Below are 23,678 nucleotides of genomic sequence, written 5' to 3'. Positions count from 1 at the left end.
GCGACAGGCCTAATGTCACAAAATTGTTGGGGGACATTGTTTTCTTCCCCGTTGTGACATTTCGTATCGCAGCGCAACGGCCGCATAGACGACCGGAGCCGACAGCCAGCCGAGCATGACATCCGACAGATAATGGCCGCCGAAAGCCAGTCTGAGGGCCGGTGAAACCAGCGAAATGGCGATCAGGGGCGGACCGAATGTCAGCCGCAGATGTTTTGGCAGAAGCACGATCAGGCAGGCCATCCAGCCGGTGCCGGCCGCCTCTCCGGAAATGAAGGAGCAGTTACGCATGCAGGCGCCTGCAAAATCGCCGGCAGCCGTAAAGGCCGAGCTGCCGCCGAACAGATCCGTGTCATAGGGACGCGGCCGGTTGGAAATCTGCTTGATGACGAGATTGACGAGCAGATAGGGGCCGATGAGCAGCGCGGTCAGGGCGATCGAATAATCGCGTGCCTTGCGCCAGCAATAGGTGGCGCCGTGATGCTGGAAGTTATCGAGCAGCCGGTAAAGCAGATAGAGGCCGCAGGCTCCCGGCAGATAGAACAGGATTTTACGCACAAGGATGAGGCCGGGATCCTTGCTGTAGGGGAAAAAGCCGCAGATCACCGCCTTGGCGTTTGCGCCGTTACAGGCGGTTTCCCGAAAGAACGCCTCGGCGACCATGATATCGATCTGTGGAAAGGCGTGGAACAGGGCGAGAAGCAGGCACCATGCCGTCGCCAGTACGGCGAGCCAGCCGGTCGCGCCTGCGAAAAAATGCCGCCGTGCCGACTGCTGCAGGGGGAAGGGAAGAAGCAGTGTCTGCGGCATCGTGCTGATTCCATCGGGCGTTGATCCATTGATCTGATGGCATCCGCTGCCCGTCGGCCGCCCCACGGATCTTATGCCGGACTTTCATGAAAGGCATTTGATGATGCCGTGACGAAAGCTTGAGTCGCGACGTTCTTCGCCATCCGCTGCGGGCGACGCCATTCCGTCCTGCATCCGATTGGTTCGAAGAAGGGCTGGTTTTCGGCGCGTTGCACGCCAAATTGCCGATGCCGGTGCGTCCTGCCTTGCGTTCATGGACGAAAGCGTGATGATCGGCGCATCTTTTTGCAGCAAATGCCTGGAGCCGTAATGTCCGTCGATTTCCACATCACCTTCGCCGCCACCGCAAAGCTCAAGGGTGGGCTTGCAATCCAGCTGAAGCTCTCCGGCGATGAGCCGGCGGCGGGTGCCGACGTGGCCGACCCTGAAAACGTCGCGGTTCGCGCCGCGGGCATTGCCGGCTTCAAGGGCAAGTCGATGTCTGTTCTCGACGTGATCGCGCCGCAGGGCTCGCCCGCCGATCGTCTCGTCGTGCTGGGTCTCGGCAAGGCCGGCAAACTCGAGGCTTATGACTGGCTGAAGGCCGGCGGCGCCGCTGCCGCAACGGTCAAGTCGATGACCTCGGTCACCGTTTTCCTCGATGCGCCGGGTGTGGAAGTCGGTGCCGATCAGGCTGCCGGTTTCGCCCTCGGCATGCTTCTGCGCGCCTATACGTTCGATGCCTACAAGACCAAGAAGGCCGATGACGACGACAAGGCGCCGAAGAAGGTGACGGTGGAGATCGTCACCGCTTCGGCCAAGGAAGCGAAGAAGGCCTTTGCCACGTCGCAGGCGATTGCCGGCGGCGTCAATCTCGCCCGCGACCTCGTCAATCTGCCGCCGAACGTGCTTGGTCCGGTCGAATTCGCCGACAAGGCGAAGGAACTGGAAAAGCTCGGTGTCGAGGTGGAGATCCTGACCGAGAAGGAAATGAAGAAGCTCGGCATGGGCGCGCTTCTCGGTGTTGCGCAGGGCTCGGCAAAGCCGCCGCGGCTGGCAATCATGCAGTGGAAGGGCGGCAAATCGGGTGAAACGCCGGTCGCCTTCGTCGGCAAGGGCGTCGTTTTCGACAGCGGCGGCATTTCCATCAAGCCCGGTGCCGGCATGGAAGACATGAAGGGCGACATGGGCGGCGCTGCCGCCGTGACCGGCCTGATGCACGCGCTGGCCGCCCGCAAGGCGAAGGCCAATGTCGTCGGCATTATCGGCCTCGTGGAAAACATGCCCGACGGCAATGCGCAGCGTCCCGGCGATATCGTCACGTCGATGTCCGGCCAGACGATCGAGATCGTCAATACCGATGCCGAAGGCCGGCTCGTCCTCGGCGATGCGCTTTGGTACACCAAGGAACGGTTCAAGCCGCGTTTCATGATCAACCTCGCGACCCTGACCGGTGCCGTTGTCGTGGCGCTCGGTGCCCATCACGCCGGCCTGTTTTCCAATGACGACACTTTGGCCGCTGAACTCTCCGCTGCGGGCGAGACGACCCACGAAAAGCTGTGGCGCCTGCCGCTCGCCAAGGAATACGACAAGATGATCGACAGCCGTTTTGCGGACATGAAGAATTCCGGTGGCCGTCAGGCCGGTTCGATCACCGCCGCGCAATTCCTGAAGCGTTTTGTCGGCGATACGCCCTGGGCGCATCTCGACATTGCCGGCACGGCTCTGAACTCGCCGACGAACGAGATCAGCCAGTCCTGGACCTCCGGTTTCGGCGTCCGCCTGCTGGACGAGCTTGTCAGGGCGCATTACGAGGGCTGATGACCGACGTCCTGTTTTATCACCTGACCGAATCGAAACTGGAAGACGCGCTTCCGGCACTCTTGGAAAAGAGTGTCGAGCGCGGCTGGAAAGTGGTGGTTCAGACGGGGCTCGAAGGTCGCCGGGATTTTCTCGACGACCATCTCTGGACCTTTCGCGACGACAGTTTTTTGGGCCATGGCACGGATGCTGCGCCGATGGCGGAAGACCAGCCTGTTCTCCTGACGGCAACGCAGGACAACCCGAATTCCGCAACAGTCCGCTTCGTCGTCGACGGCGCCGAGCCGCCGGCGGTGGAAAGCTATGAGCGGATCGTCTTCATGTTCGACGGGTATGACCAGCAGCAGCTGGAAGGCGCGCGCGCCCAGTGGAAACGCCTGAAAGGCGAGGGACATGCGCTGACCTATTGGCAGCAGTCCGAAGAAGGGCGCTGGGTGAAGAAGGCGTGAGGCGCTTTTCCGCTACACGCTGTTCTCGATTTTCAAATCTCCGGGCTGGCCCGATCAGCGCACCACGGTTTCGGTCGATCCCATGATCGAAGCCGTCAGCATGCGCGAACCGCCGGCATGGCGCAGCCGCACGACCTTGTAACCTTCCGCCTTCAGCTGCGTCAGCAGCGCCGGCAGCATGGCCGCGGTGCGGATATGGATGTCGTGCAGCAGGATGATGCCCTTGCGCTGGACGCGCAGCGTATTCATCGTCCGGGTCGCGACGGCAGCCGGGGTGACGCCGAAATAATCCTTCGAATCGACCTGGACATCCATCACCACCATGCCGTGATCGCCAACCCACTGGCGCAGCTTGCGGCTATCGGAAAGGTAGGGGAAGCGGAAAAATTCCGGATCTTCATGCGTGGCGCTGGCAACGGCCGCCTTGCCCTTTTCGATCTCGGCGACTGCCGCATCGAACGAAAGATGCGCAAGGTCAGGATGGCGGTAAGTATGGCTGCCGATCGAATGGCCGGCCGCAACCACTTCGCGGGCGATTTCCGGATGTGCCTTGGCCATTTCACCGACCATCAGGAAGGTCGCCTTGACGCCGAATTCATCGAGCGTCGCGAGGATCCGCTCCGTCTTCTTCGGCATCGGGCCATCGTCGAAGGACAGAACGACTTCCTTGTCGCGCAGCTTGATATCCGAGAGAGAGGAAACGTCGATCGTGCGGCCGGCAAGGCTGCCCGGATTGCCGAGGCGACCCCAGGCAGCCGGCGTCAGCGCCACCGGATCATCGGCATCGGCTTTTTTCGGCGAACTCAGCGCTTTGGCTGGGGCAAAGGATGTGGCAAGCGAGCCACCTTCGGACGGCGGACGGCCGGCGCAGGAGGAGAGAAGGGCTGCAAGCGCTGCGGCAACACAAAGGGTCCTGACGGACATGGGGACGTGCTCGGCTGAAAAATGAAGAAGGATTTGATTCTCCTTCACTTTCTCCGATCATGGTTAACGGATGGTTAGGATTGGCTTTCGGCGCTTAACGTTTCATCCGAGATCCGTCAGCGCAAAATCGCCGCCGACATAGAGGAGAGGCACGCCTGCGATCTTCGCGCCGGCATAGGAAAAGCAGTCGCCGAAATTGAGTTTTGCCGGATGGCGGCCTTTGCCGTAGCGGGAAAAGGCGTCGATGGCCGCGGAGGCGGTTTCGTCTGTGATTGGCATGATCTCGGCCCGCAATTCCAGGAGGAGATCGTTGAGGAGAACGTAGGCTTCACTGACTTCAATCTGCCGGCGGCTCGCGAGAACGGTCGTGGTTTCGAACATCACCATTCCTGAAGTGCAGAAGCGGGTATTCGCGGTGGAGAACGCAGAAGCAATCCGATCGAACTCGGGACCAGTGATGAAATATTCCACAATCGCCGAGCTATCCAGAAACATCAGGGTTTCCACATTTCGTCGACAAACGCCTTTTCATCAAAAGCGGGATCGGGCGTACCCATCGCCTGATATCGATCGCGGATGGTTTGGAGCCTCTCGGCCAAAGGTCTTTCGGCGGGCGGATTATCCTGCTTCGCCTCTACCACACGCTCCAGCGCCTGCCGGATCGCGTCCGCCTTGCTCGGCGCCTTCAAAATCTTCTGCGCCTGCTCGGCAAGCCGGTCGATGCTGTCGTCATCCAGGGAGAGGGCCATGGTCGTGCCTCGTGAAGATGGTTCAAAGATAGTGCATCTTCACGAAGGCGACAACCGAAGGTCTTTTGTTCACCCCTTAAGGATCGTCTGCCGCAGAAAGCTGTAACCCATTGCCAGCCGTTCGGCCTGTTCCTTGGAATCGCCGGCGCCGCCATGGCCGCCGGAGCCGTATTCGTGGAAGAGTGGCGTGTGGCCCGCCTCGATCAGCCGGGCGGCGAATCGCCGGGCGTGGGAGGGGTGTACGCGGTCGTCGTTGGTCGAGCTTTCGATATAGACCGGCGGGTAAGTCACCTCGGATGCCGGCTTTACCTGATGCAGCGGCGAATAATCGAGCATCGCGTCCAGGTCCTCCGCAACGTCGGGATTGCCGTATTCGTCCATCCAGGCGCGACCAGCCGGGAAGAGATGGAAACGTTCCATGTCGATGACCGGCACGCGGGTCCAGACCGCGCCAAAATCTTGCGGGTAGCGGGTCAGCATGACGGCGGTCAACAGGCCGCCATTGCTGCCGCCTGTGCAGGCGATGCGCGACGGTTTCGAATAACCGCGCTTCACCAGATCGCGGGCAATTGCGGAAAAGTCTTCGAAAGCCTTGTGGCGGCCCTTGCCCTTGGCGACCGTGTGCCAGTGGGGCCCGAGTTCGCCGCCGCCGCGGATATAGGCCTGCACATAGGCGCCGCCATGGGTCAGCCACAGGCCGTTATTGCCGGAATAATAGGGTGACAGCGGCACCGCGAAACCGCCATAGCCATACATCAGCACCGGCAGTTCACCCATAGTCCACGTCTTTGGAAAGACAATGTGGTAGGGCACTTTTGTGCCGTCTTCCGAAATGGCTTCCAGAAGCTCGGAGCGCATGCCGTCTGCATCGAAATAGCTCGGCGAGATACCGGTCGGCACCAGTTCCTGCGTCTTAGCGTGATCGGTCAGGTCGAGCCGGTAGGTGCCGTAAGGCGTGAGAAAGCCCTGGCCGACGACGGTCAGGATTTCTTGGCCGAGCGTCAGGTCGGCGTCGAGAAGGCGAAAACTGATGCTCTGCAGTTCGGAGGGCAGGGAGAGTTCCTGCGCTTCGGCATCCGGTCTCGTCAGGTCGAGCAGGAACAGTTTCGGCACTATCCGGTCGCTGACGATATAAAGCGCCCAGGTTTTCAGCAGTGTGAACTGAGAAACCGACTGGCCTTCCTTCGGCGAAAACAGCACGCGCGCCTTGCCCAGCTGTTTTTCGCCAAAAGGCGAAAACTCCTGCAGGATCAGGCTGCCGCTCGGGTAACGCTCATCGGTCTTGGCGCGCCAGAGGAGATGCGTGTGGTTAAGGTCGCTGTCGATCTCGGTCGGCAGATCGAGATGGTGGATGTCGCCGTCAGCGCCCCGCACATAAAGGCTCGATTTGCCGATCTCGTGGCCGACCGAAAAGATTTCGATACGGCGCTCATCAGTGGAGCCGCCCCAATAGAGCGGATCGATGAAGCTGGCTGCGCCATAAACGTCGTCCATGCCAGCTTCGAACAGGATCGGCGCATCCGTGATCGCCTGTCCGCGCTTGAGGATACGGCCGACCCGCGGCCAGCCGGAGCGGGTGGCGGAAAATTCATCCACCGAACCAAAATAGGCGATCTCATCGCGGCTGATCCAGCTTGCATGGGCGCGCACCGGCGGCGTGTCGAAACCACCTTCGACAAACGTCTTCGTCTCTGTATCGAATTCAACGAGCCGCAGCAGGTCGGAGCCGCCGTCCGAGAGGATCAGCAGCACAAGCGTCGGCTCGAAGGGACAGGTGATCGCGCCGGAATAGATCCAGCGCTTGCCTTCCTTTTCGCAGAAGGCGTCGAAATCGAGCACGGTTTCCCAGGCGGCATCCGAACGCGGTTCCTGATCGGCCGGCAGGCGGCGCCAGAGGCCGAGCGGGTTTTCCTTGCTACGATGGAAATCAAACAACCAGCGGCCGCGCCGTGTCGGCACGATCAGCCGGTCCTCGCGCTCGAACATCGCCTTGACCGCATCGCGATCCGCCTCGAATTCCGGTGTCCGCAATTTTGCGTCGGAGGCGGCGTTCAACTCCGCAACGAAGGAAAGCGTCTTCGGGTCGTTGTCGGTTTCGAGGAAAAGATCCATGCCAGTTTTCACGCGAGCCTCCTGATTTGCGAGCTCTTACCTAGGCATCAAAAGGGCAGGGGGCAAGCATTCGGCAGATACGAACAGTTTGAGTAAAAGCTTAGCTGTTATGCTTAATGGTTTATTATGATTTGCTTATATCGTTGATTTCGAAAGTGCTAATTTATACTCTCCAGTCATCGCAACCACACATGCAACTCGGGAGTAAAGTTCATGAAAATCATCGCTATCGCTGCTGCCTTCGCCCTCACCGTCGCTGCTGCCTCGCAGGCTTCTGCAGGTTCGCTCATCAATATCGGTGGTGGCTCGTCGAGCCTCATTTCCGTCTCGCCGCAGGTGAGCGTCCTGAACAACAGCAATACGAGCGTGCTGAGCGGCCTGCTCTCCGGCAACAAGATCCTCAACGGCAACAGCATCCTGTCGGGCAACAACAATAACGGCCTTCTCGGCCTTGGCATCCTGTCCGGCAACAACAATGACAACAGCAGCTACGGTGGCAAGACACGGCGCTGCGGCTGCCGCTAAGCTCCGTGGCGAGGGGCGCCCTGAGCCCCCCGGGCGCCCCCTACGCCTCTTTCGACCTGAAGCACACCGCAATCCTTCGGATCCGCTTGCGTGCTTCAGGTTGTTTTTCATCGCATGTCGTTATCGCAAAAACGCTCTACATTTTTGCGCGACATGCTCAGGAGGCCATGGCCTCTTCATATTCGGAGGAAAGCATCAGCCATTCCTCCTCGGCGGCGGAAAGTTTCGCCGCCGCTTCACCGCGCTCCTTGGCTTTGCTCGCCGCCTTGGCGGGCGCCTTTTCATAAAGCGCCGGGTCCGCAAGTTCCTTATCAAGCGCTTGAATCAGCTTCTCCAGCTTTGCGGTCAAAGCCTCGGCTTCGTTGATCTTTTTCTTCAGCGGCGCCAGCGATGCGCGCTTCTCCGCATTGGCCTTGCGCTGGTCGGCCTTCGATGCCGTATCGTCCGCAGCTGACGTTTTTTCTTCCTTCTTGCGGCCGCTCGCGATGATCAGCTCGCGATATTCCTCAAGGTCGCCGTCGAAGGGTTTGACTGTACCCTCATTGACCAGCCACAGCCGGTCAACCGTCGCCTCGATCAGATGGCGATCATGGCTGATCAGGATAACGGCGCCGTCATAGTCGTTTAGCGCCTCGATCAGCGCGCGGCGGCTGTCGATATCGAGATGGTTGGTCGGTTCGTCGAGGATCAGCAGGTTCGGTGCATGGAAGGCGGCAAGCCCCATCAGGAGCCGCGCCTTTTCGCCGCCGGAAAGGTCCTTGGCGGCCGTGTTCATCTTTTCCGTCGCAAGCCCCATCTGGGCCACCCGGGCACGCACCTGCGCTTCCGGCGCCTGCGGCATCAGCCGACGCACGTGATCGACGGGCGTCTCCTCGGGGATCAGGTCGTCCAGCTGGTGCTGCGCGAAAAAGCCGATCGACAGGGAAGGGGCAAGCTTCATCTCGCCGGCTTCGTTTTGCAGCCGGCCGGAGATCAGCTTGGCGAAGGTCGACTTGCCGTTGCCGTTCGAGCCGAGCAGGGCGATGCGGTCGTCATTGTCGATCCGCAGGCTGATGTTCTTCAGGATGGGCTTACCCGGCGTGTAGCCGACCGACCCCTTGTTGATTGCAACGATCGGGGATGCGGGCAGCTTTTCCGGCTTCGGAAAATTGATCGGCTGCACATGGTCCTCGACCACGGCCGCGACCGTGCCCATCCGCTCCAGCGCTTTGACACGGCTTTGTGCCTGCTTGGCCTTGGTGGCTTTGGCCTTGAACCGGTCGATAAAGCTCTGCAGGTGCTTTCGCGCCGCGTCGTTCTTCGCCTTGGCCTTCATCTGCAATTCGTCGTTCTCGGCCTTCTGGCGCTCGAACTGGTCGTAACCGCCGCGATAGAAGGTGAGCTTCTTCTGGTCGAGATGCACGATCGAGGTGACGGCATTATTGAGCATGTCGCGGTCGTGGCTGATGACGATGACGGTGTGCGGATAACGCCGCACATAATCCTCGAGCCACATCGTGCCTTCGAGATCGAGATAGTTGGTCGGTTCGTCGAGCAGCAGCAGGTCCGGTTCGGCAAACAAAACGGCGGCCAGCGCCACGCGCATCCGCCAGCCGCCGGAAAAGGACGAGGCGGGCCGCAGTTGTGCTTCGGCATTGAAACCGAGGCCGGCCAGAATGCTCGCCGCCCGCGCTTCGGCCGAATGGGCGTCGATATCGACGAGCCGCATCTGGATTTCGGCAATCCGGTTGGGATCGGTCGCGGTCTCGGCTTCCGCCATCAGCGCCGTGCGCTCCTTGTCGGCTGCCATGACGATGGTGATCAGCGAATCCTCCGTGCCCGGTGCTTCCTGCGCCACCTGGCCGATCCGCGCATTTTTCGGAATGGTGACGTAACCGCTCTCGGAGACGAGATCGCCGGTAATCACGCGAAACAGCGTCGATTTCCCGGCACCATTGCGGCCGATCAGGCCGACCTTGGCGCCCGCCGGAAGCGAGACGCTGGCATGGTCGAGAAGCAGGCGGCCTGCGATACGGGCGGAGAGGTCGGTAATCGTGATCATGGCCGCGGTTTTGGCCGAAACGCGGGCCGAACGCAAGCGGTCCCCGGCATTGGCCGAGGATCAATCACAAAGGCATTTTGCGGTCTGATTGGCTCAGTTATGCACGACGACCGTCAGGCGGGGGCTTGCCTTGGCTGTCTCCAGCGCCTTGGCGGCCTGCAGCCGCAATTGCTGCGGCGAAAAGGCGTCGGCTGCAAGTGCGACGCCGATCGACACCGTCACGCGCGCCGAACCGTCCGATGTGGCAAAGACCAAGTTGTCGGCAATCGATGTTTTCAGTCGGTCGGCGATCGCATGCACGGTCTCGCGATTGACCTCGCGGAACAGGAAGGCGAATTCGCCGCGGCCAGTGCGGGCCAGAAAATCGTGCTTCTTGATCGCCTTGCGGAACACCGTCGCCGCCTTCTTGACGATGCGGTTGGCGGCGGATTCACCGTAGACCTGTGCCAGATGCGCAAGATCCGTCAGCGAAACGAGGAAGAGCGCGCTTTCGCGCTCGTCGGAACCGCCGTAGAGCGCCTCCAGCCTTTCGGCAAGCGCTGTATGGTTGGGAAGCGAGGTCAGCCGGTCGCGCAGCGTGATCGCACGGGCTGCATTCGCTTCGGTTTCCGCCTGGATCAGGCGGTCGGCGGCAGAACGCAGGATGCCTTCGAGCTCGGTTTCAGCAACGACCGCATCCGACAGGGAGACGCTCAGGAATTCGATTTCCGCAAGAATGTCTTCCGGGCCTGCGCCCTTGTCCTGCCGCAGGCTGCGGGCAACGGTTTCCAGAACTTTGGTAAAACCCTGCTTCTGGGTGACGCCGCTTGCCATCTTGGTCCGGAGGTCGAGAAGCAGACGGATTTCGTCGGCGCGGCTTTTGGGCGTCGCCAATGTGACGAAGGACGTGATCTGATAGCGAGCGCCGATCTCGTCGAGCAGGCTTTGCGGCGGGTTGGCAAGCGACAGGACCTCGCGCGAAAGTGCGGCATCCGTGCCTGATATTGCCTCGTGCACGAGCTCGTAATTGCGCGGCAGGCCGGCAATCTCGTGTTTCGCCATATGCTGGGTCACCAGCTGCAGCTGCCGGTCCTGCGATGTCTTCAAAACTTCGCCCGCCATGTTCCGCGTCCTCATCCTCTGGTCGGAAGTATCGTCTTTGCAGAAAGGCATGCACGGATGCCGCTTAATATCCGCTAAAAGACGACATGCTGCGTGGGGTTGCGGTTAATGAAGCGTGCAGATGAATGCGAGAATGCGCCGAATTCCTCCTGCCGGGGCCTTGCAACAGAAACCCTGTCCATGAATGGCGCCCATGAAATTTCCTGATTGGACTCGGTGCCGATTACTGCCGCATTATCGCAGCCATTCGCATCCGGAGAGAGCCCATGACACGCATCCTCTATACGCTTTGCGGCGCCGACGAGAGCCGCCCCTTTTCTCCCCATTGCTGGAAAGTGGTACAGGCCCTGGAGCATAAGGGTCTCGATTTCATCGAAAGGCCCACGCCCTTTACGGAAATCCCGGCACTGGAGGACGGGTTCTCGAAAACGGTACCGATCCTGCGGGACGGCAACGAGCTGATCCGCGACAGTTTCGACATCGCGCTTTACCTCGAGGACAAATATCCCGACCGGCCGACCCTGTTCGGCGGCGAGGGCGGCAAGGCGCTTGCCCGTTTCGTCGAAGGCTTTTCGCAGATGGTCGTGCATCCGGGGATCACCCGTATCGCAGTGAAGAATATTCACGACATGCTGGGCGATAAGGATCAGGTCTATTTCCGCGAGAGCCGCGAGGCCTTTCTCGGCACCACGCTCGAGGCCGTCGATGCGGTTCGCCAGGCGGAGATCGACGGTTTTGCCGAAAAGCTGAAGCCGATCCGCCATACGCTGAAGTTCCAGGACTTCATCGGCGGCGACAGCCCGCTATTTGCCGATTACATCCTGTTCGGCGCCCTGCAATGGATGCGTATCACCGCAGGCGCCAAGGTGTTTTCCGACGACGACCCGGTCGGTCTCTGGTTCGAACGCTGCCTCGACCTGCATAATGGCGTCGGGCGACGTGTGACAGCGGCGTGAAATTGGCCGAACCCCCTTGTTTCCAATGAAAGGGGCGGGTAAACACCGCCCACTTTCCCTGGATATGAAGGACAGAGACATGGCGATTGAACGCACGTTTTCGATGATCAAGCCGGATGCCACCAAGCGCAACCTGACCGGTGCAATCACCAAGGTATTTGAAGACAACGGTCTGCGGATCATCGCATCCAAGCGCGTCTGGATGAGCAAGCGCGAAGCCGAAGGCTTTTACGCCGTTCACAAGGAACGCCCCTTCTTCGGCGAACTCGTTGAAGGCATGACCTCCGGCCCGACCATCGTTCAGGTTCTGGAAGGCGAAGGCGCCATCCTGAAGAACCGCGAAATCATGGGCGCGACCAACCCGGCAAACGCTGACGAAGGCACGATCCGCAAGCAGTTCGCCCTGTCGATCGGCGAAAACTCGGTTCACGGTTCGGACGCTCCGGAAACCGCTGCCCAGGAAATCGCTTACTGGTTCGCTGAAACCGAAATCGTCGGCTGAAGCCATAAGCCCGTCGGCAGCTGACAATGGCTGCCGATCGGTCGAAATAAAAAAGGCCCTGGATGTGGGAACATCCAGGGCCTTTTTCGTCCGCGGCTCTCGTGCCAACTGTAAAAAGTTTAGAAGATCAGGAAGTCTGCATTGGTCAGCTTCAGGCCGTCGCTGAGCGTGGCAAACAGCACCGCCGCCGCCTTGCCACTGCCGTCGCTGTCATAATAGAGCTTGCCGTCGTCCTTGTCGTAGATGATGCGATCGCTGGCATCATGCGCCTTGCCTGAGGTCGAAGCCCAGAACTGGGCCGAGCTCAGCTTGCCAGTCCCCGTGATCTCGGTGAAGATCGCGTTGTCGAGCTTGAAGGTATCGTCCTTGACGCTGAAGTCCTCGATCGTATCGACATTTTTCGTCTTGGAGAGCGCTGTGTCGAACACAAAGATATCCTTGCCGGCGCCGCCGATCAGGTAGTCGTTGCCGCCCTTGCCGGCGAGCGTGTCATTGCCGCCGTCGCCACGCAGCGTGTTTTTTACCGCACTGCCGGTCAGCTTGTCGGCAAAGTCGCTGCCGCGTACGCCCTCTATGCTGGTCAGCGTATCCTTGTCGCCGAAGCCGTCGACTGCCGTTCCCTTGGTAAGGTCCACTTTGACGCCGTGCTTCGCGCCGTAGTTTGCGTCGCGATGGTAACGCACCGTATCGAAGCCGGCACCGCCGTCGATCTTGTCGTCGCCCTTCAGGCCCATGAACGTGTCGTCGCCGGACGACCCCTTCATCGTGTCGTCGAGCAGGGTGCCGCGGAAGCTCTCGATGCTCTTGAAGGTTTCCTTGTTGCCCCAGGGATCGATCGCGGTTCCCTTGGAAGCATCGATCGTCACGCCGTGCGTGCCTGTGGTGTCGCGCTCTACAAAGCTGAGCTGGTCGTAGCCGGAGCCACCATCATAGGTATCCTTGCCACGGCCGCCATGCAGGTAGTCGCCGCCGCCGCCGCCGATAAGTTTGTCATTACCATTGTGGCCGAACAGGTCGTCGTCGCCGCCGCCACCCTTCAGCGTGTCATTGCCGCTGAAGATGCTGTAGAGCACATTGCTGAAGCCACCTTCATTGGCCAGGGATTTGAAATTTGCAATGGAGAGGGTGAACTTGCTGATCGTCTCGATCAGTGACCCATCCGAAGTGAAAGTCTGAAACCCCGTGATCGTGCCAGCAGCAACGTCGCCATCTGCGTCGAGCGTGAAGGAGCCGTTGATCGCGAACTGGATGCCGTTCTGCAGCTTGAGAAGAGCCTGTGTCGTGCTGGAACTGCCGGAGACGGCATCCTGACTCAAATCGACCATCTCGTCCATCATCGGCATGTAGTCCATACCGTCGATTGGCGGATCGTACTCGTCCGGATTGACCCCGCCCGGGAAATATCTCTGTAGGTTTGCCATGTGCTCCGTCCCCAAAAGGCGAATTTCCGCCGCCCATATCCGTAACGAAAGCGTAAGGCGGCGGCGCCCCCCATTTGGGTTAGGAGAGTAGTTAATTCAGAAGCTTGCAACCGTATTTGAAGGGGTTGCGCAATCTCTGGGCGGCTTTGCCTTATTGCGAGCAACTCTCGGTGCGCCGGTCGTCCATACTGCCGTCCGGTTTGAATACGTCCGGGTTGGGCGTATAGACAGGCCCGACCACCAGCGGCTTGCCCGGCATGACCGACTGGTCGACATCCGATGTGACGCTCGTCTCGATTTCCTGCAGCAGCGCGCCCGTGGAATCGACAAGCCGCACATGAACCTTATAGGGCCTGTCCTTCCTGACACAGCTGAGGAAAGGGCTGGTCAGTGACACGCGGTCATCGATGGCGAATAGAGGCTCGCTGGCAACAAGCGGGGCTCCGCCATGCGGATCTTCGAATTCCGCCTGCACGCGGCTGCCGTCGGGTATCGGAGCCACGCGCCTGAGCGTCACGAGATAATTGGCGGTCGCCACGCGGTAGTTGAACACGAAGATCCGGCCGGAAATTTCCAGATAGATGCCCTTCGATTCCCGCTGGCAACCGGCGGCAAGCGTCAGAAGAAGGAGTGTCGTTGCCGCCAGCCAGCGCCGTCTCACGGCTTCTCTCCCGTGGCCACCGATCTGCCGCGCCGATAATGGCGGGCGGCCTTCACCCGGTTGCCGCAGACGGCCATGTCGCACCATGTGCGGCTGCGGTTCTTGCTGCGATCGATGAATAGCCAGCCGCAATTGCCGCAGAGTTTCAGACGCTTCTTTTCCCCCTCGGCGAGAAGAGCAAGCGCAGAATGCGCCGTTGCCGCCTCCAGTGAACCGCTGGCCGAGCGCCGCAGCATGCCCGCCACAGCCTCCAGCAGATCCGCCAGCAGCCCGCCATTTTCATTGCCGCGAACGACCGCGCGAAAATAGCCGTCGATCGCCTCACGCAGCACCAGAAACGCTTTTCTGTTTTCCGATACCACCGGTGCAAGCGTGCCGAACAGCGCCCGTTCCGTCGAAAACTCCATCGCGGCCTCGGGAAAGGCATCCATCTGTTCCGGCACGGAAAAACGGTCGATGCTGCGCTCGGGATCGATGCGTAGAACGACGCTATTGGCGACATCCAGCGCCAGCGCCCCTCCCGCAAATCGATGTTCTGTCCACGAAAAATCCATGCGGCCAATATAACTGGCAAAAGCATTTTTACCAGTTATATTCATGCTGGATATCCGGAGCCGTACATGGCCTATCTCCTGCAGCAACTGGCAAATGCTCTGCCGCTTTCGGCGCTTTATGCGACGCTCGCCTTCGGCTACGCGATCGGCTTTGCGGTGACGAGACGCGCCGACATTGCCTATGGCGCGCTCTTTGCCTTCTCCGGTCATCTCTATGTGCTGTTTGCCCATGTCGGCTGGGATCGCCTCTGGCTGATCCTGCCGGCTTCGCTTGCCTTTGGCGCCGCGGCCTCAATGATCGGCAGCCTCGGCGCGGGTCTGGCGATCGGCGGTATCGTCATGCGCCCCTTGGCGCGCTCCGCCCCGAACGCGTTGATCGTCGCAGCACTCGGCGTGCTTCTGGTCCTGATGGAGGGGGCACGGCTGGCAGCCGATACCCGCGAGCTCTGGTTGCCGCCGTTCTTCAACCAGGTGATCGTCATCTGGCAGGGGGACGGATATCCGGTGACGCTGACGGCCATACAGCTCGCCAATGTGGCGCTGATGCTTGCCGCAATCAGCCTCGGCTGTCTCGTTCTGGATTGCAGCCGGCTCGGCCGCCTGTGGCGTGCCGTAGCGGAGGATCCGCTGGCGGCAGAACTCTCCGGCGTCAATTCTGCCCGCGTCTTCGTCATGTCCTATGGTGCCGCGGCACTCTACGCCGCCTTTGCCGGCATTCTCTCCACCTCGCATTACGGCACGATGGATTTCGGCGCCGGCCTCGTTTTCGGCCTCAAGGTCGTGCTGATCGCCGCAGCCGGCGGCCACTCACACCCGGCACGTTCAGCAGCAGGCGCCGCAGCGGTCGGTTTGGCGGAAACGTTGTGGAGCGGCTATGGCCCCGTCGTCTGGCGCGATCTCGTCGTCTCAGCGGCGCTCGTGGCCGTCCTGGTTCTCAGCCGGCGGGAGAGGGTGGTGCCTTGAATGTGGATTTTGTCCCATCGGAATGGTAAAGTTAGCTACCTTAGCTAAGGGGTGCATATGCAAGTCACCATTCATGCCGCCAAGACAAATCTTTCCAAGCTGATCGAGCTTGCCCGTGCCGGTGAGGAAGTAGTCATCGCCAAGGGCAAAACGCCTGTGGCGCGCATCGTTCCCGTAACCGAAGGAGGCTTTACCATCGGCCTCTTGAAGGGCGAGCTCGATGGCGAGGCGCCTGATTTCTTCGAGCCGATGCCTGATCATGAGCTGGATCTGTGGGAAGGCAAGGCTTGAACGCCATTCTGCTTGATACCCATGCCTGGGCCTGGTCTCTGACGGGAGATGCCCAGCTTTCGGAAAAGGCGATATCGGCCATGCTTGCGGCCGAAAGCGTCTTCGTCAGCCCCATCAGCCTTTTCGAGATCGGCCAGAAAGTGCGGATCGGCAAATGGCCGCAGATGCAGCCACATGTCGAAAACCTGCCGGCACTTCTGGAGAGGCAGGGCGGTCGAGTGGCTTCACTGACACCGCAAATATCCTTGCAGGCGGCCATGATGGTCTGGGAGCATCGCGATCCGTTTGATCGAATTCTCGCGGCGACTGCTTTCGATCTCGGGGTGCCGCTCATATCCGCAGATGCCGTCTTCGATACCATGCCGGGCCTGAACCGCGTCTGGTGAAGACCGAATCGCCGGTCAAGCAGAGACCTGCGTCCTTACGACCACTTGTCGCGGGCGTGGTCGTCGCTGTCTTTCGCTTGGATCCATTCGCCTTGGCTGCCGTCTGCCGCGTGTTCCTTCTTCCAGAAGGGGGCGGAGGTCTTCAAAAAGTCCATGACGAAATTGGCGCCGTCGAAAGCGGCCTGGCGGTGGGATGCGGCTGCGATCACCAGCACGATATTTTCGCCGGCCGCGATTTTGCCATGGCGATGGATGGCGGTGAGGTCGATCAGTGAAAAACGTTCGATCGCGAGATCGGCGATGCGGCGCATCTCGGTTTCCGCCATGCCGGGATAATGTTCGAGTTCAAGCGCTGAAAGTTTTCCTTCTTCGCCGCGACACAGGCCCACGAAGGACACGACCGCGCCGATATTCAGACGACCGGCGGTGATCGCTGCCATCTCGGCCTGCTGGTCGAAATCGGCAGATTGCACGCGGATCGTTGGGGTGATGGGCATGGTCTTGGTCCTTGGCAGCAGGTGGAGCGGTCCGCACCGTATCCCGCTCCTTCGCTTTGGCTCAGGGTGTTCGAGGCTCAAAACGCTCCACTGGAGCGTTTTGCCGGCTTGCGCCGTCGCCTCTCACCCACCCGTCATCGGCGGGAAGACGCCGATTTCGCGGGCGCCGGCGATCGGTTCGTCGTGCTCGACATGTTCCTGGTTGATCGCCACCCGAATGACGTCGGGAAACTGCAACGCGTTCTCGTATTCCTCGCCGAGCGTTTTCAGATGGCTCAGCAGGTCGGCCACGGTGACGACGCCTTCGGGAAGATCGAGATCTTCTTCCGGCTTGCCGATTCTCTCACGCACCCAGGCGAAATAGACGAGCTTCGTCATCAGTCCTCATCCACCAGATGCTTGAGGCCAGCGCGGAAATAGTCATAGCCGGTGTAGAAGGTGAGGATCGCAGCGATCCACAAAAGGCCGATGCCGATCATCGTGGTGTAGGGCAGATAGGCTTCGCCGGCCGGACCTGCGAGCAGGAAGGCGATCGCGACCATCTGGATCGTCGTTTTCCACTTGGCGATGCGCGTCACCGGCACCGAGACTTTCAGCGCCGCCAGATATTCGCGCAGGCCGGAGACCAGAATTTCGCGGCAGAGAATGGTGATCGCGGCCCAGAGCGACCAGCCGGCAATCGTGCCGTCCGCTGCCATCAGAAGCAGCACGGATGCGACCAGCAGCTTGTCGGCGATCGGATCGAGCATGCGGCCGATATTCGACGTCTGGTTCCAGATACGCGCGAGATAACCGTCGAGATAGTCGGTGATCGAGGCGACGACGAAGATCCAGAACCCCGCCCAGCGGGCAAAATCCGAACTCTCGAGCTTCCCTTCGACGAAGAAGCATAGAACGATCAACGGCACGGCGATGATGCGTGCATAGGTCAGGAGATTGGGGATGCTGTATGCGCGGGAAGCCATTTTCGACCTGTGCTTAGGGTTTGCCCCTAGTTGATGTCTGGAGACGAAAGCGTCAACAGGCTTTCGCGGCTTTTTTGCAGTTGTTTGCGGCGGTGCGATGAAGGGCGAAGGCAAGTTCCGAAATATACCGAAAAAGATTCGGTCTTCCGGCCGCCCAGCCCTTCATTTTGGCTCATGGCGCCCGGTTCTCGTGAAAATGGTTATAGACCTGTTTCGCCACCGCTTCGGAAATTCCCTCGACCGCCATCAGGTCGGTCAAACCGGCCCGTGACACGGCCTTGGCCGTTCCAAAGTGCTGCAGAAGCTTGCGCTTGCGGCCGGGGCCGATGCCGGAAATCTCGTCGAGCGGGTTTTTCACCATTTCCTTCTTGCGCCGAGCCCGATGCGAGCCGATGGCAAACCTGTGGGCCTCGTCGCGCATGCGCTGGATGAAATAGAGAACCGGATCGCGCGGCGGCAGCGAGAAATCGCTCTTGCCATCGGCGAAGAAACGCTCGCGGCCTGCCTCGCGGTCGACGCCCTTGGCGACGCCGATCGCCGTCACCACGTCGCGGATGCCGAGTTCGTCGAGAATGGCGCGCACCGCCGTCATCTGCCCCTGGCCACCGTCGATCAGGATCACGTCGGGCCAGGCCGGGAAGGCGGTGTCGTTGATGTCGTCGCTGCCGCTTTCAGCTCCGGTCGCCGCTGCGCTCCGGTCCGGAAGGCCTTCTTCCTTGAGCAGGCGTGAAAACCGCCTTGTCATCACTTCCTTCATCATCCCGAAATCGTCGCCGGGGGTGATGTCGGTCGATTTGATGTTGAATTTTCGGTACTGGCTTTTGGCAAAACCTTCCGGTCCAGCGACCACCATGCCACCGACGGCATTGGTGCCCATGATATGCGAGTTATCGTAGATCTCGATGCGGCGTGGCACGTAGGAGAGGCCGAAGGTCTCGGCCAATCCCTTGAGCAGTCGCGCCTGCGAAGACGTTTCCGCCAGCCGCCGTCCATGCGCCTCGCGGGCATTGGCGATGACATGGTCGACGAGATCTTTCTTCTCGCCACGCTGCGGCACCAGAATCTGCACCTTGTGGCTGGCTTTCTCCGAAAAGGCGAGGGCCAGCAGGTCCTGTTCCTCGACGGTTTCCGAAAGCAGGATCTGCCGCGGCACCGGCTTGTCGTCGTAGAACTGCGCCAGAAAGGCGTTCAAGATCTCCGCGCCGGACATTTGCGGGTCGGCCTTCGGGAAATAGGCGCGGTTGCCCCAGTTCTGGCCGGTGCGGAAGAAGAAAACCTGAATGCAGGACAGCCCGCCTTCATTATAGATGGCAAAGACATCCGCCTCTTCGACGCCGGCCGGGTTGATGCCCTGGTGGCTCTGTACGTGCGAAAGTGCTGCCAGTCGGTCGCGATAGATCGCTGCCCGTTCGAAATCGAGATCTTCGGAGGCTTCCGCCATCTGGCCGGCGATCGTCGCCTTCACGGCCTGGCTCTTGCCGGAAAGGAAGTCCTTGGCCTCTTCCACCAGTTCCGCATACCCCGCATCGCTGATTTCATGCGTGCAGGGGCCGGAACAGCGTTTGATCTGGTAGAGAAGACAGGGCCGCGTGCGTGTCTCGAACACGCTGTCGGTACAGGTGCGCAGCAGAAACGCGCGCTGCAGCGAATTGATCGTCCGCCCGACTGCCGCCGCCGATGCGAAGGGACCAAAGTAGTCGCCCTTGCGGGCACGCGCGCCGCGATGCTTGAAGATGGCCGGTGCCCGGTGGTCGCCGGTGATCATGATATAGGGAAACGACTTGTCGTCGCGCAGAAGCACGTTGAAGCGCGGCCGCAGGCGCTTGATCAGGTTGGCTTCGAGAAGCAGAGCCTCGGTCTCGGTGCGGGTGGTGACGAACTCCATATGGGTCGTCTCGCGCACCATTTTCGCAATCCGGTTGGAATGCACGCGCCCCTGCGCGTAATTGCCGACGCGCTTTTTCAGGCTGCGCGCCTTGCCGACATACATGACGTCGCCGGCCTCGTTGAACATGCGGTAGACGCCCGGCGCATTCGGCAGGTGTTTGACGAATTCGGCGATCAGATCGGCGCCCTTGAGGCCGCTGTCGTTCTTCAGGCCCTCGTTCCAGTCGATCGGCAATCCGGCGACGGCGGACGGTTCGGCTGTGCCGATATCGTCGTCATCATCTTCCGTCCCGTCATAAAGAACGCCGCCATCCGGCAGCTTGCCTGCATTCATTACATGTCTCCGCCGGCCCTAATCTCCGCGGCAAGCCGGGCCGGACGCATTTATTTTCGATTCGCCGCTGAATATTGTCAGGCAGAAATAGTGTCTTCGACTGCGGTTTGAAAGCGGCAGGCTGGCGGTGCCGAGGTCGGGGAGGGAATTCACGCTTTCGTGTCCCATTGGTCGGCATGCCTCAGGTAACCGATTGCCACAAGATCGATCATGTCTGAATTCGGGCATGCTTACGCACAGAGCGTGGGTTGGCGGCAGGATCGATGGTAATCCCTCAGAATTGATGGGCATAAAGCACAGACCCGACACCGGGTTTCCTGGCACTCAATGTCTAGAATCATGGATTTCGGCCGATGGCTTCGTGATACTAAGTTGTATTGACCGCGTTTTGTTTTGATATTAAGAAGTAAGTAACGGGTGTGAAAACGTTAATATTTGAATTTATCTTTTGTTAGGGTTAATATTATACATGTTGCGGCCAAGCAACATCGAAATTTAGCCGCTCTGTTGCCATAATCAATTCACAATTCGGCTCTTCGAAATCCTCAATTGGCATCCAAATTCCTTTTCAGCGGGCAGGGAACAAAGCCGTCGCCAACACATTGAAGCGACGTGTTTTCCCGGCACAGCAGTAAAAGGAGATAAATGTATGCGTATCCTCGTCGCAACTCTGATGGCCTCGGCCGCCAGCTTCATCGCGATTTCTGCGGCGAACGCCGCTGATGCCGTAGAGCAGATCCCGCAGGCTCCGGTCGCGGTTGACCAGCCGGCTCCGGCCGCCACCTGGCAGGGTTTCTACCTCGGTGGTAACGGCGCCTATGACTGGGGCCGCTTCGGCGCCTATGGCGACCGTGACGGCAAGTTCGGCGGCGGTGCTTACACCGGCTACAACTGGCAGTCCGGTTCGGTCGTCTACGGTGTTGAAGCTGATGTCGGTTACAACGGCACTAAGAACACCACGATCGAAGGCAATGATGCCAAGCAGAGCTGGAACGGCTCGGTTCGCGGCCGCGTCGGCTACGACATGAACCCCTTCCTGATCTACGGTACGGCTGGTCTGGCACTCGGCGACAACAAGATGTCCGACGCCACCTCGTCTGACTCGAAGACGGCTGTCGGTTACACGGTCGGCGTCGGTGCAGAAGCTTTCGTCACCAACAACATCACCGCCCGCGTCGAATATCGCTACACCGATTTCGGCAAGGATACCTACAACCTCGATTCCGGCTCGGTCTCGAAGGGCTTCGACGACCACAGCGTCAAGGTCGGTATCGGCGTGAAGTTCTAAGCCTCCCAAGGTTTGAAACAGAAAAAGCCCGGGTTTGTAGCCCGGGCTTTTTGCTGCGTGATTTTTTCCTGTTTTATCAGGCGGCGGCCTTCATCGACTGATAGTCCGCAAAACGCTTGGCGAAATCGTCGGGCCAGGAGGCGAGTTCCGGCCGGCCTTCGGCCCATTGGCCGTTGAAGCGTAGGTCGAGGTAACCGATCATCGCGGCCAGCGCGAAATGGCCGCCATGCAGCTTCTTGCCGGTCTTCGGCAGGTTCTCCTCGAGATAGTCGAGGCTGCGCACCACCTTGGACCACTGCTTGTCGATCCAGGGCTGATGCACCTTTTCCTCTTCGCGCGAGCGGCGCTCGTAGACGATGGCGAGCAGGCAATCCATCACGCCGTCGCACAGCGCTTCCAGCACCTCAGCTTCAGTGCGCTTGACCTCCTTCTTCGGATAAAGCTTGCCGCCCGACTGGCGGTCGAGAAAATGCATGATCGCGACGCTGTCATAGATCGGCGTTTCGCCGTCGCGGATCAGGACCGGGATTTTTCCGAGAGGATTGTTGCCGGTGAGCTCCGCAGGCGCCGCATTCGTATCGGTCTTCACCTCGGTGATCTCGATGCCGAGATGGCGGGCCGCCATGCGCACCTTGGCGGAATAGGGGGAGGCGGGGGAATAAAGCAGTTTCATCCAGAAATCCTTCTCGGTCATTTCGGCAGGCCAGTCCTGTGGCCTGCAAATTTCAACGCGGCGGCGGCACGCTCAGCTGGCCAGCCCGGCAGCTGTCGCGGTCGACCTCCTGGCAGTCGCGGAACTGCAGGTCCTTTGTCAGGCAGATGCGCACTTCCGTCAGCTGCCGGTTCTGGCAGCTGGTGGAGATGCCCTTGGTGCTCATGCCGGGATTGGCGGCGACGAATTTCGTCTCGATATCGGCCGGCGAAAGCGTGGCCGTGGCCGAACCTTGGGAAAGATCGGCCGGAATTTTCACATTCGAAAAGGCCTGCCGGATCTGGCCAAAATAGTCGCGCTGGGAAAGGCCGGAGCAGACGCCGTGCTTGCGCCATTCATGGCCGATCAGGCCCATCGACGGCATGATGTCGAACAGCGAACGGCCGAGCGAGTAGGCAACCCGATCCGGCTCCGAGCTGCGGCAGAAATCCGGATAGCCTTTTTCATATTGCGGCCAGAGGCCATGCACGATGAAGCGGTAATGCTTGTCGATGCCGCACTGGTCGTCATTGCTGCCGCCCTTGTTCGAGGCGCAGAAGCTTGGCGACCAGGAGAGCGACAGGACGTAGAAATCGAAGACGCCGGCGCGATCCTGACGGCCGCCGGACTGGTTATCCCAGCGGCGTTCCTGAGCGGCAGCGCCGCCGGCCATGACAAGCAGCATCAATAGGGAAAGGATCTGTCTTTTCATGGCGACGCCTCTTTCGGATCGGCGGCACCTTGGCGACGAAGCGGGACCCGGTCAAGCCGGAATGTCGACGCTTTCACCCCTTATCCAGAAGGCGCGCTGCGAGGCGAAACGGTCCTGCGCGAGGATCGTCTTGATGACCGGCAGCATCACATGCAGCTCGTCCTTCAGCGTGAAGGGCGGGTTGACGATGATCAGGCCCGACCCGGAAAGGCCGGTCGTCTCCCGGTCGCTTTTGACCGAGAGCTCGGCGCAGAGCATTTTCGGAATGTTGAGGGCCTGAAGCTGGTCGTGGAAGGCTTTGATCGGCGCGCCTTTCTTGATCGGATACCACAGGCAATAGGTACCGCCCGCAAAGCGTTTCCAGGCATGTGCCAGGCCCGAGACCAGCCGCTCATATTCGCCGTTTTCCTCGAAGGGCGGATCGACCAGAACGATGCCACGCTTTTCCTTCGGCGGCAGATGCGCCCCGAGCGCCAGCCAGCCGTCGAGTTCCGTCACCCGCGCCTGAAAATCACCTTCGAAGAGATTGTGCAGCCGATTAAAATCTTCCGGATGCAGTTCCATCGCCGACAACCTGTCCTGCGGCCTGAACAGCATGCGCGCCAGCTTTGGCGAACCGGGATAAAGTTTTATGCCACCGGCCGGATTGAGTGTTTTGACGGCGGTCAGATAGGGTTCGAGGATCTCGGCCACATCTTCCGGCAGTTCGGCCTCCATCAGCCGGCCGATCCCGTCCACCCATTCGCCGGTCTTCTGCGCTTCTTCGGAGGAGAGGTCGTAAAGCCCGATACCGGCATGGGTATCGAGCACGCGAAACGCCTTGTCCTTGTTCTGTGCATACCGCACCAGCCGCGCCAGCACCGCATGCTTGAGCACATCGGCAAAATTGCCCGCATGATAGATGTGGCGATAGTTCATGGCGGTTGGGGTCTCGCGTGAATGGGGTTCGATGCCGCAGATGACGCTTTCCCGCGCTTAGTGCAAGAGCTCGATATCGAAGACGTCAAGAATAGTGCGTGTGATGCACTATTCTTGACGTCTATCCATGGCATCTGTACG

General features: G+C 60.2%; 27 protein-coding genes. 9 read left to right on the top strand and 18 right to left on the bottom strand.

The annotated features are described in order from the left end of the window. Positions 1 to 15: 15 nt before the first annotated feature. Positions 16 to 810: a phosphatase PAP2 family protein gene (locus FHW37_RS07905; RefSeq protein ID WP_145634698.1), complete on the bottom strand. Its 795-nt coding sequence runs from the start codon at positions 808 to 810 to the stop codon at positions 16 to 18. An 84-nt stretch (positions 811 to 894) separates the two neighbouring features. Then, complete coding sequence (locus FHW37_RS07900) at positions 895 to 1,137, bottom strand: hypothetical protein (RefSeq protein ID WP_145634696.1); 243 nt, start codon at positions 1,135 to 1,137, stop codon at positions 895 to 897. Between FHW37_RS07900 and FHW37_RS07895 the strand changes: the two genes are divergently transcribed. Further along, a complete protein-coding gene (locus FHW37_RS07895; RefSeq protein WP_145634695.1) occupies positions 1,120 to 2,610 on the top strand; it encodes a leucyl aminopeptidase in 1,491 nt (496 codons plus the stop codon). The genes FHW37_RS07900 and FHW37_RS07895 overlap by 18 nt on opposite strands. Continuing rightward, entirely contained in the window at positions 2,610 to 3,059 is a 450-nt protein-coding gene (locus tag FHW37_RS07890) for a DNA polymerase III subunit chi (protein WP_145634692.1), read from the top strand. The genes FHW37_RS07895 and FHW37_RS07890 overlap by 1 nt, the downstream gene beginning before the upstream one ends. A gap of 54 nt (positions 3,060 to 3,113) precedes the next feature. Here the strand turns inward: FHW37_RS07890 and FHW37_RS07885 are convergent, their stop codons facing one another. The 4 genes from FHW37_RS07885 to FHW37_RS07870 form a co-directional block, all read right to left on the bottom strand. Next, a complete protein-coding gene (locus FHW37_RS07885; RefSeq protein ID WP_145634690.1) occupies positions 3,114 to 3,983 on the bottom strand; it encodes a polysaccharide deacetylase family protein in 870 nt (289 codons plus the stop codon). A gap of 102 nt (positions 3,984 to 4,085) precedes the next feature. Next, positions 4,086 to 4,478, bottom strand: coding sequence for a type II toxin-antitoxin system VapC family toxin (locus tag FHW37_RS07880; RefSeq protein WP_145634687.1), 393 nt, complete (start codon positions 4,476 to 4,478; stop codon positions 4,086 to 4,088). After that, positions 4,478 to 4,732: a type II toxin-antitoxin system VapB family antitoxin gene (locus FHW37_RS07875; protein WP_145634684.1), complete on the bottom strand. Its 255-nt coding sequence runs from the start codon at positions 4,730 to 4,732 to the stop codon at positions 4,478 to 4,480. Before FHW37_RS07875 ends, FHW37_RS07880 begins: the two co-directional genes overlap by 1 nt. Before the next feature lie 69 nt (positions 4,733 to 4,801). Beyond that, positions 4,802 to 6,844: a prolyl oligopeptidase family serine peptidase gene (locus FHW37_RS07870; RefSeq protein WP_145635982.1), complete on the bottom strand. Its 2,043-nt coding sequence runs from the start codon at positions 6,842 to 6,844 to the stop codon at positions 4,802 to 4,804. Positions 6,845 to 7,057: 213 nt separating this feature from the next. Between FHW37_RS07870 and FHW37_RS07865 the strand changes: the two genes are divergently transcribed. Continuing rightward, positions 7,058 to 7,369, top strand: a complete 312-nt coding sequence (locus FHW37_RS07865; protein ID WP_145634681.1) for a hypothetical protein — start codon at positions 7,058 to 7,060, stop codon at positions 7,367 to 7,369. A gap of 157 nt (positions 7,370 to 7,526) precedes the next feature. On the opposite strand, the gene FHW37_RS07860 is transcribed toward FHW37_RS07865, so the two are convergent. Next, positions 7,527 to 9,410 (bottom strand): ABC-F family ATP-binding cassette domain-containing protein, encoded by a 1,884-nt coding sequence (locus tag FHW37_RS07860; protein WP_145635979.1) that lies wholly within the window; start codon positions 9,408 to 9,410, stop codon positions 7,527 to 7,529. A 93-nt stretch (positions 9,411 to 9,503) separates the two neighbouring features. Next, the gene (locus tag FHW37_RS07855) at positions 9,504 to 10,511 is read right to left on the bottom strand and encodes a GGDEF domain-containing protein (protein WP_186458185.1); all 1,008 of its coding nucleotides are present in this window, start codon (positions 10,509 to 10,511) and stop codon (positions 9,504 to 9,506) included. A gap of 266 nt (positions 10,512 to 10,777) precedes the next feature. On the opposite strand from FHW37_RS07855, the gene FHW37_RS07850 reads away from it, so the two are divergent. Next, the gene (locus FHW37_RS07850) at positions 10,778 to 11,467 is read left to right on the top strand and encodes a glutathione S-transferase family protein (protein WP_145634677.1); all 690 of its coding nucleotides are present in this window, start codon (positions 10,778 to 10,780) and stop codon (positions 11,465 to 11,467) included. Between the two features lie 79 nt (positions 11,468 to 11,546). After that, positions 11,547 to 11,969 carry a nucleoside-diphosphate kinase gene (gene ndk / locus FHW37_RS07845; RefSeq protein ID WP_112457152.1) on the top strand — a complete coding sequence of 141 codons (423 nt, stop codon included), beginning with the start codon at positions 11,547 to 11,549 and terminating at the stop codon, positions 11,967 to 11,969. A 119-nt stretch (positions 11,970 to 12,088) separates the two neighbouring features. Here the strand turns inward: ndk and FHW37_RS34440 are convergent, their stop codons facing one another. From FHW37_RS34440 to FHW37_RS07830, 3 genes are all read right to left on the bottom strand, one after another. Beyond that, positions 12,089 to 13,390 (bottom strand): calcium-binding protein, encoded by a 1,302-nt coding sequence (locus tag FHW37_RS34440; RefSeq protein WP_145634674.1) that lies wholly within the window; start codon positions 13,388 to 13,390, stop codon positions 12,089 to 12,091. A gap of 151 nt (positions 13,391 to 13,541) precedes the next feature. Next, a complete protein-coding gene (locus FHW37_RS07835) occupies positions 13,542 to 14,051 on the bottom strand; it encodes a hypothetical protein (protein WP_145634672.1) in 510 nt (169 codons plus the stop codon). Beyond that, positions 14,048 to 14,605 carry a CGNR zinc finger domain-containing protein gene (locus FHW37_RS07830; protein WP_145635977.1) on the bottom strand — a complete coding sequence of 186 codons (558 nt, stop codon included), beginning with the start codon at positions 14,603 to 14,605 and terminating at the stop codon, positions 14,048 to 14,050. The genes FHW37_RS07835 and FHW37_RS07830 overlap by 4 nt, the downstream gene beginning before the upstream one ends. A gap of 66 nt (positions 14,606 to 14,671) precedes the next feature. Between FHW37_RS07830 and FHW37_RS07825 the strand changes: the two genes are divergently transcribed. Genes FHW37_RS07825 through FHW37_RS07815 form a run of 3 tightly spaced genes read left to right on the top strand, consistent with a single transcriptional unit; the run spans position 14,672 to position 16,245 of the window. After that, complete coding sequence (locus tag FHW37_RS07825; RefSeq protein ID WP_145634669.1) at positions 14,672 to 15,568, top strand: branched-chain amino acid ABC transporter permease; 897 nt, start codon at positions 14,672 to 14,674, stop codon at positions 15,566 to 15,568. A gap of 57 nt (positions 15,569 to 15,625) precedes the next feature. Next, complete coding sequence (locus tag FHW37_RS07820; RefSeq protein WP_145634667.1) at positions 15,626 to 15,859, top strand: type II toxin-antitoxin system Phd/YefM family antitoxin; 234 nt, start codon at positions 15,626 to 15,628, stop codon at positions 15,857 to 15,859. Further along, positions 15,856 to 16,245 (top strand): type II toxin-antitoxin system VapC family toxin, encoded by a 390-nt coding sequence (locus FHW37_RS07815; protein ID WP_145634664.1) that lies wholly within the window; start codon positions 15,856 to 15,858, stop codon positions 16,243 to 16,245. Before FHW37_RS07820 ends, FHW37_RS07815 begins: the two co-directional genes overlap by 4 nt. A 35-nt stretch (positions 16,246 to 16,280) precedes the next feature. Here the strand turns inward: FHW37_RS07815 and FHW37_RS07810 are convergent, their stop codons facing one another. From FHW37_RS07810 to uvrC, 4 genes are all read right to left on the bottom strand, one after another. Beyond that, positions 16,281 to 16,742 carry a molybdenum cofactor biosynthesis protein MoaE gene (locus tag FHW37_RS07810; RefSeq protein ID WP_145634662.1) on the bottom strand — a complete coding sequence of 154 codons (462 nt, stop codon included), beginning with the start codon at positions 16,740 to 16,742 and terminating at the stop codon, positions 16,281 to 16,283. 123 nt (positions 16,743 to 16,865) lie between these two features. Next, positions 16,866 to 17,120, bottom strand: coding sequence for a molybdopterin converting factor subunit 1 (gene moaD / locus FHW37_RS07805; RefSeq protein ID WP_145634660.1), 255 nt, complete (start codon positions 17,118 to 17,120; stop codon positions 16,866 to 16,868). Continuing rightward, the gene (gene pgsA, locus FHW37_RS07800) at positions 17,120 to 17,707 is read right to left on the bottom strand and encodes a CDP-diacylglycerol--glycerol-3-phosphate 3-phosphatidyltransferase (protein ID WP_145634657.1); all 588 of its coding nucleotides are present in this window, start codon (positions 17,705 to 17,707) and stop codon (positions 17,120 to 17,122) included. The genes moaD and pgsA overlap by 1 nt, the downstream gene beginning before the upstream one ends. Before the next feature lie 172 nt (positions 17,708 to 17,879). Further along, complete coding sequence (gene uvrC / locus FHW37_RS07795) at positions 17,880 to 19,928, bottom strand: excinuclease ABC subunit UvrC (protein WP_186458184.1); 2,049 nt, start codon at positions 19,926 to 19,928, stop codon at positions 17,880 to 17,882. Positions 19,929 to 20,577: 649 nt separating this feature from the next. On the opposite strand from uvrC, the gene FHW37_RS07790 reads away from it, so the two are divergent. Then, positions 20,578 to 21,216 carry an outer membrane protein gene (locus FHW37_RS07790; protein WP_145634655.1) on the top strand — a complete coding sequence of 213 codons (639 nt, stop codon included), beginning with the start codon at positions 20,578 to 20,580 and terminating at the stop codon, positions 21,214 to 21,216. A 76-nt stretch (positions 21,217 to 21,292) separates the two neighbouring features. Here FHW37_RS07790 and FHW37_RS07785 read toward each other — a convergent pair whose 3' ends face one another. From FHW37_RS07785 to FHW37_RS07775, 3 genes are read right to left on the bottom strand one after another with little or no spacing between them, the layout of a single operon-like run. Next, positions 21,293 to 21,889 carry a glutathione S-transferase gene (locus tag FHW37_RS07785; RefSeq protein WP_145635971.1) on the bottom strand — a complete coding sequence of 199 codons (597 nt, stop codon included), beginning with the start codon at positions 21,887 to 21,889 and terminating at the stop codon, positions 21,293 to 21,295. A gap of 52 nt (positions 21,890 to 21,941) precedes the next feature. Next, positions 21,942 to 22,619 (bottom strand): ribonuclease T2 family protein, encoded by a 678-nt coding sequence (locus FHW37_RS07780; RefSeq protein ID WP_145634654.1) that lies wholly within the window; start codon positions 22,617 to 22,619, stop codon positions 21,942 to 21,944. 51 nt (positions 22,620 to 22,670) lie between these two features. Further along, the gene (locus tag FHW37_RS07775) at positions 22,671 to 23,537 is read right to left on the bottom strand and encodes a 23S rRNA (adenine(2030)-N(6))-methyltransferase RlmJ (protein WP_145634652.1); all 867 of its coding nucleotides are present in this window, start codon (positions 23,535 to 23,537) and stop codon (positions 22,671 to 22,673) included. Between the last annotated feature and the right edge of the window lie 141 nt (positions 23,538 to 23,678).

It is taken from the genome of Neorhizobium alkalisoli (genome assembly GCF_007829835.1).
Lineage (GTDB): Bacteria > Pseudomonadota > Alphaproteobacteria > Rhizobiales > Rhizobiaceae > Neorhizobium.
This window is presented reverse-complemented; position numbering and strand designations above follow the sequence as displayed.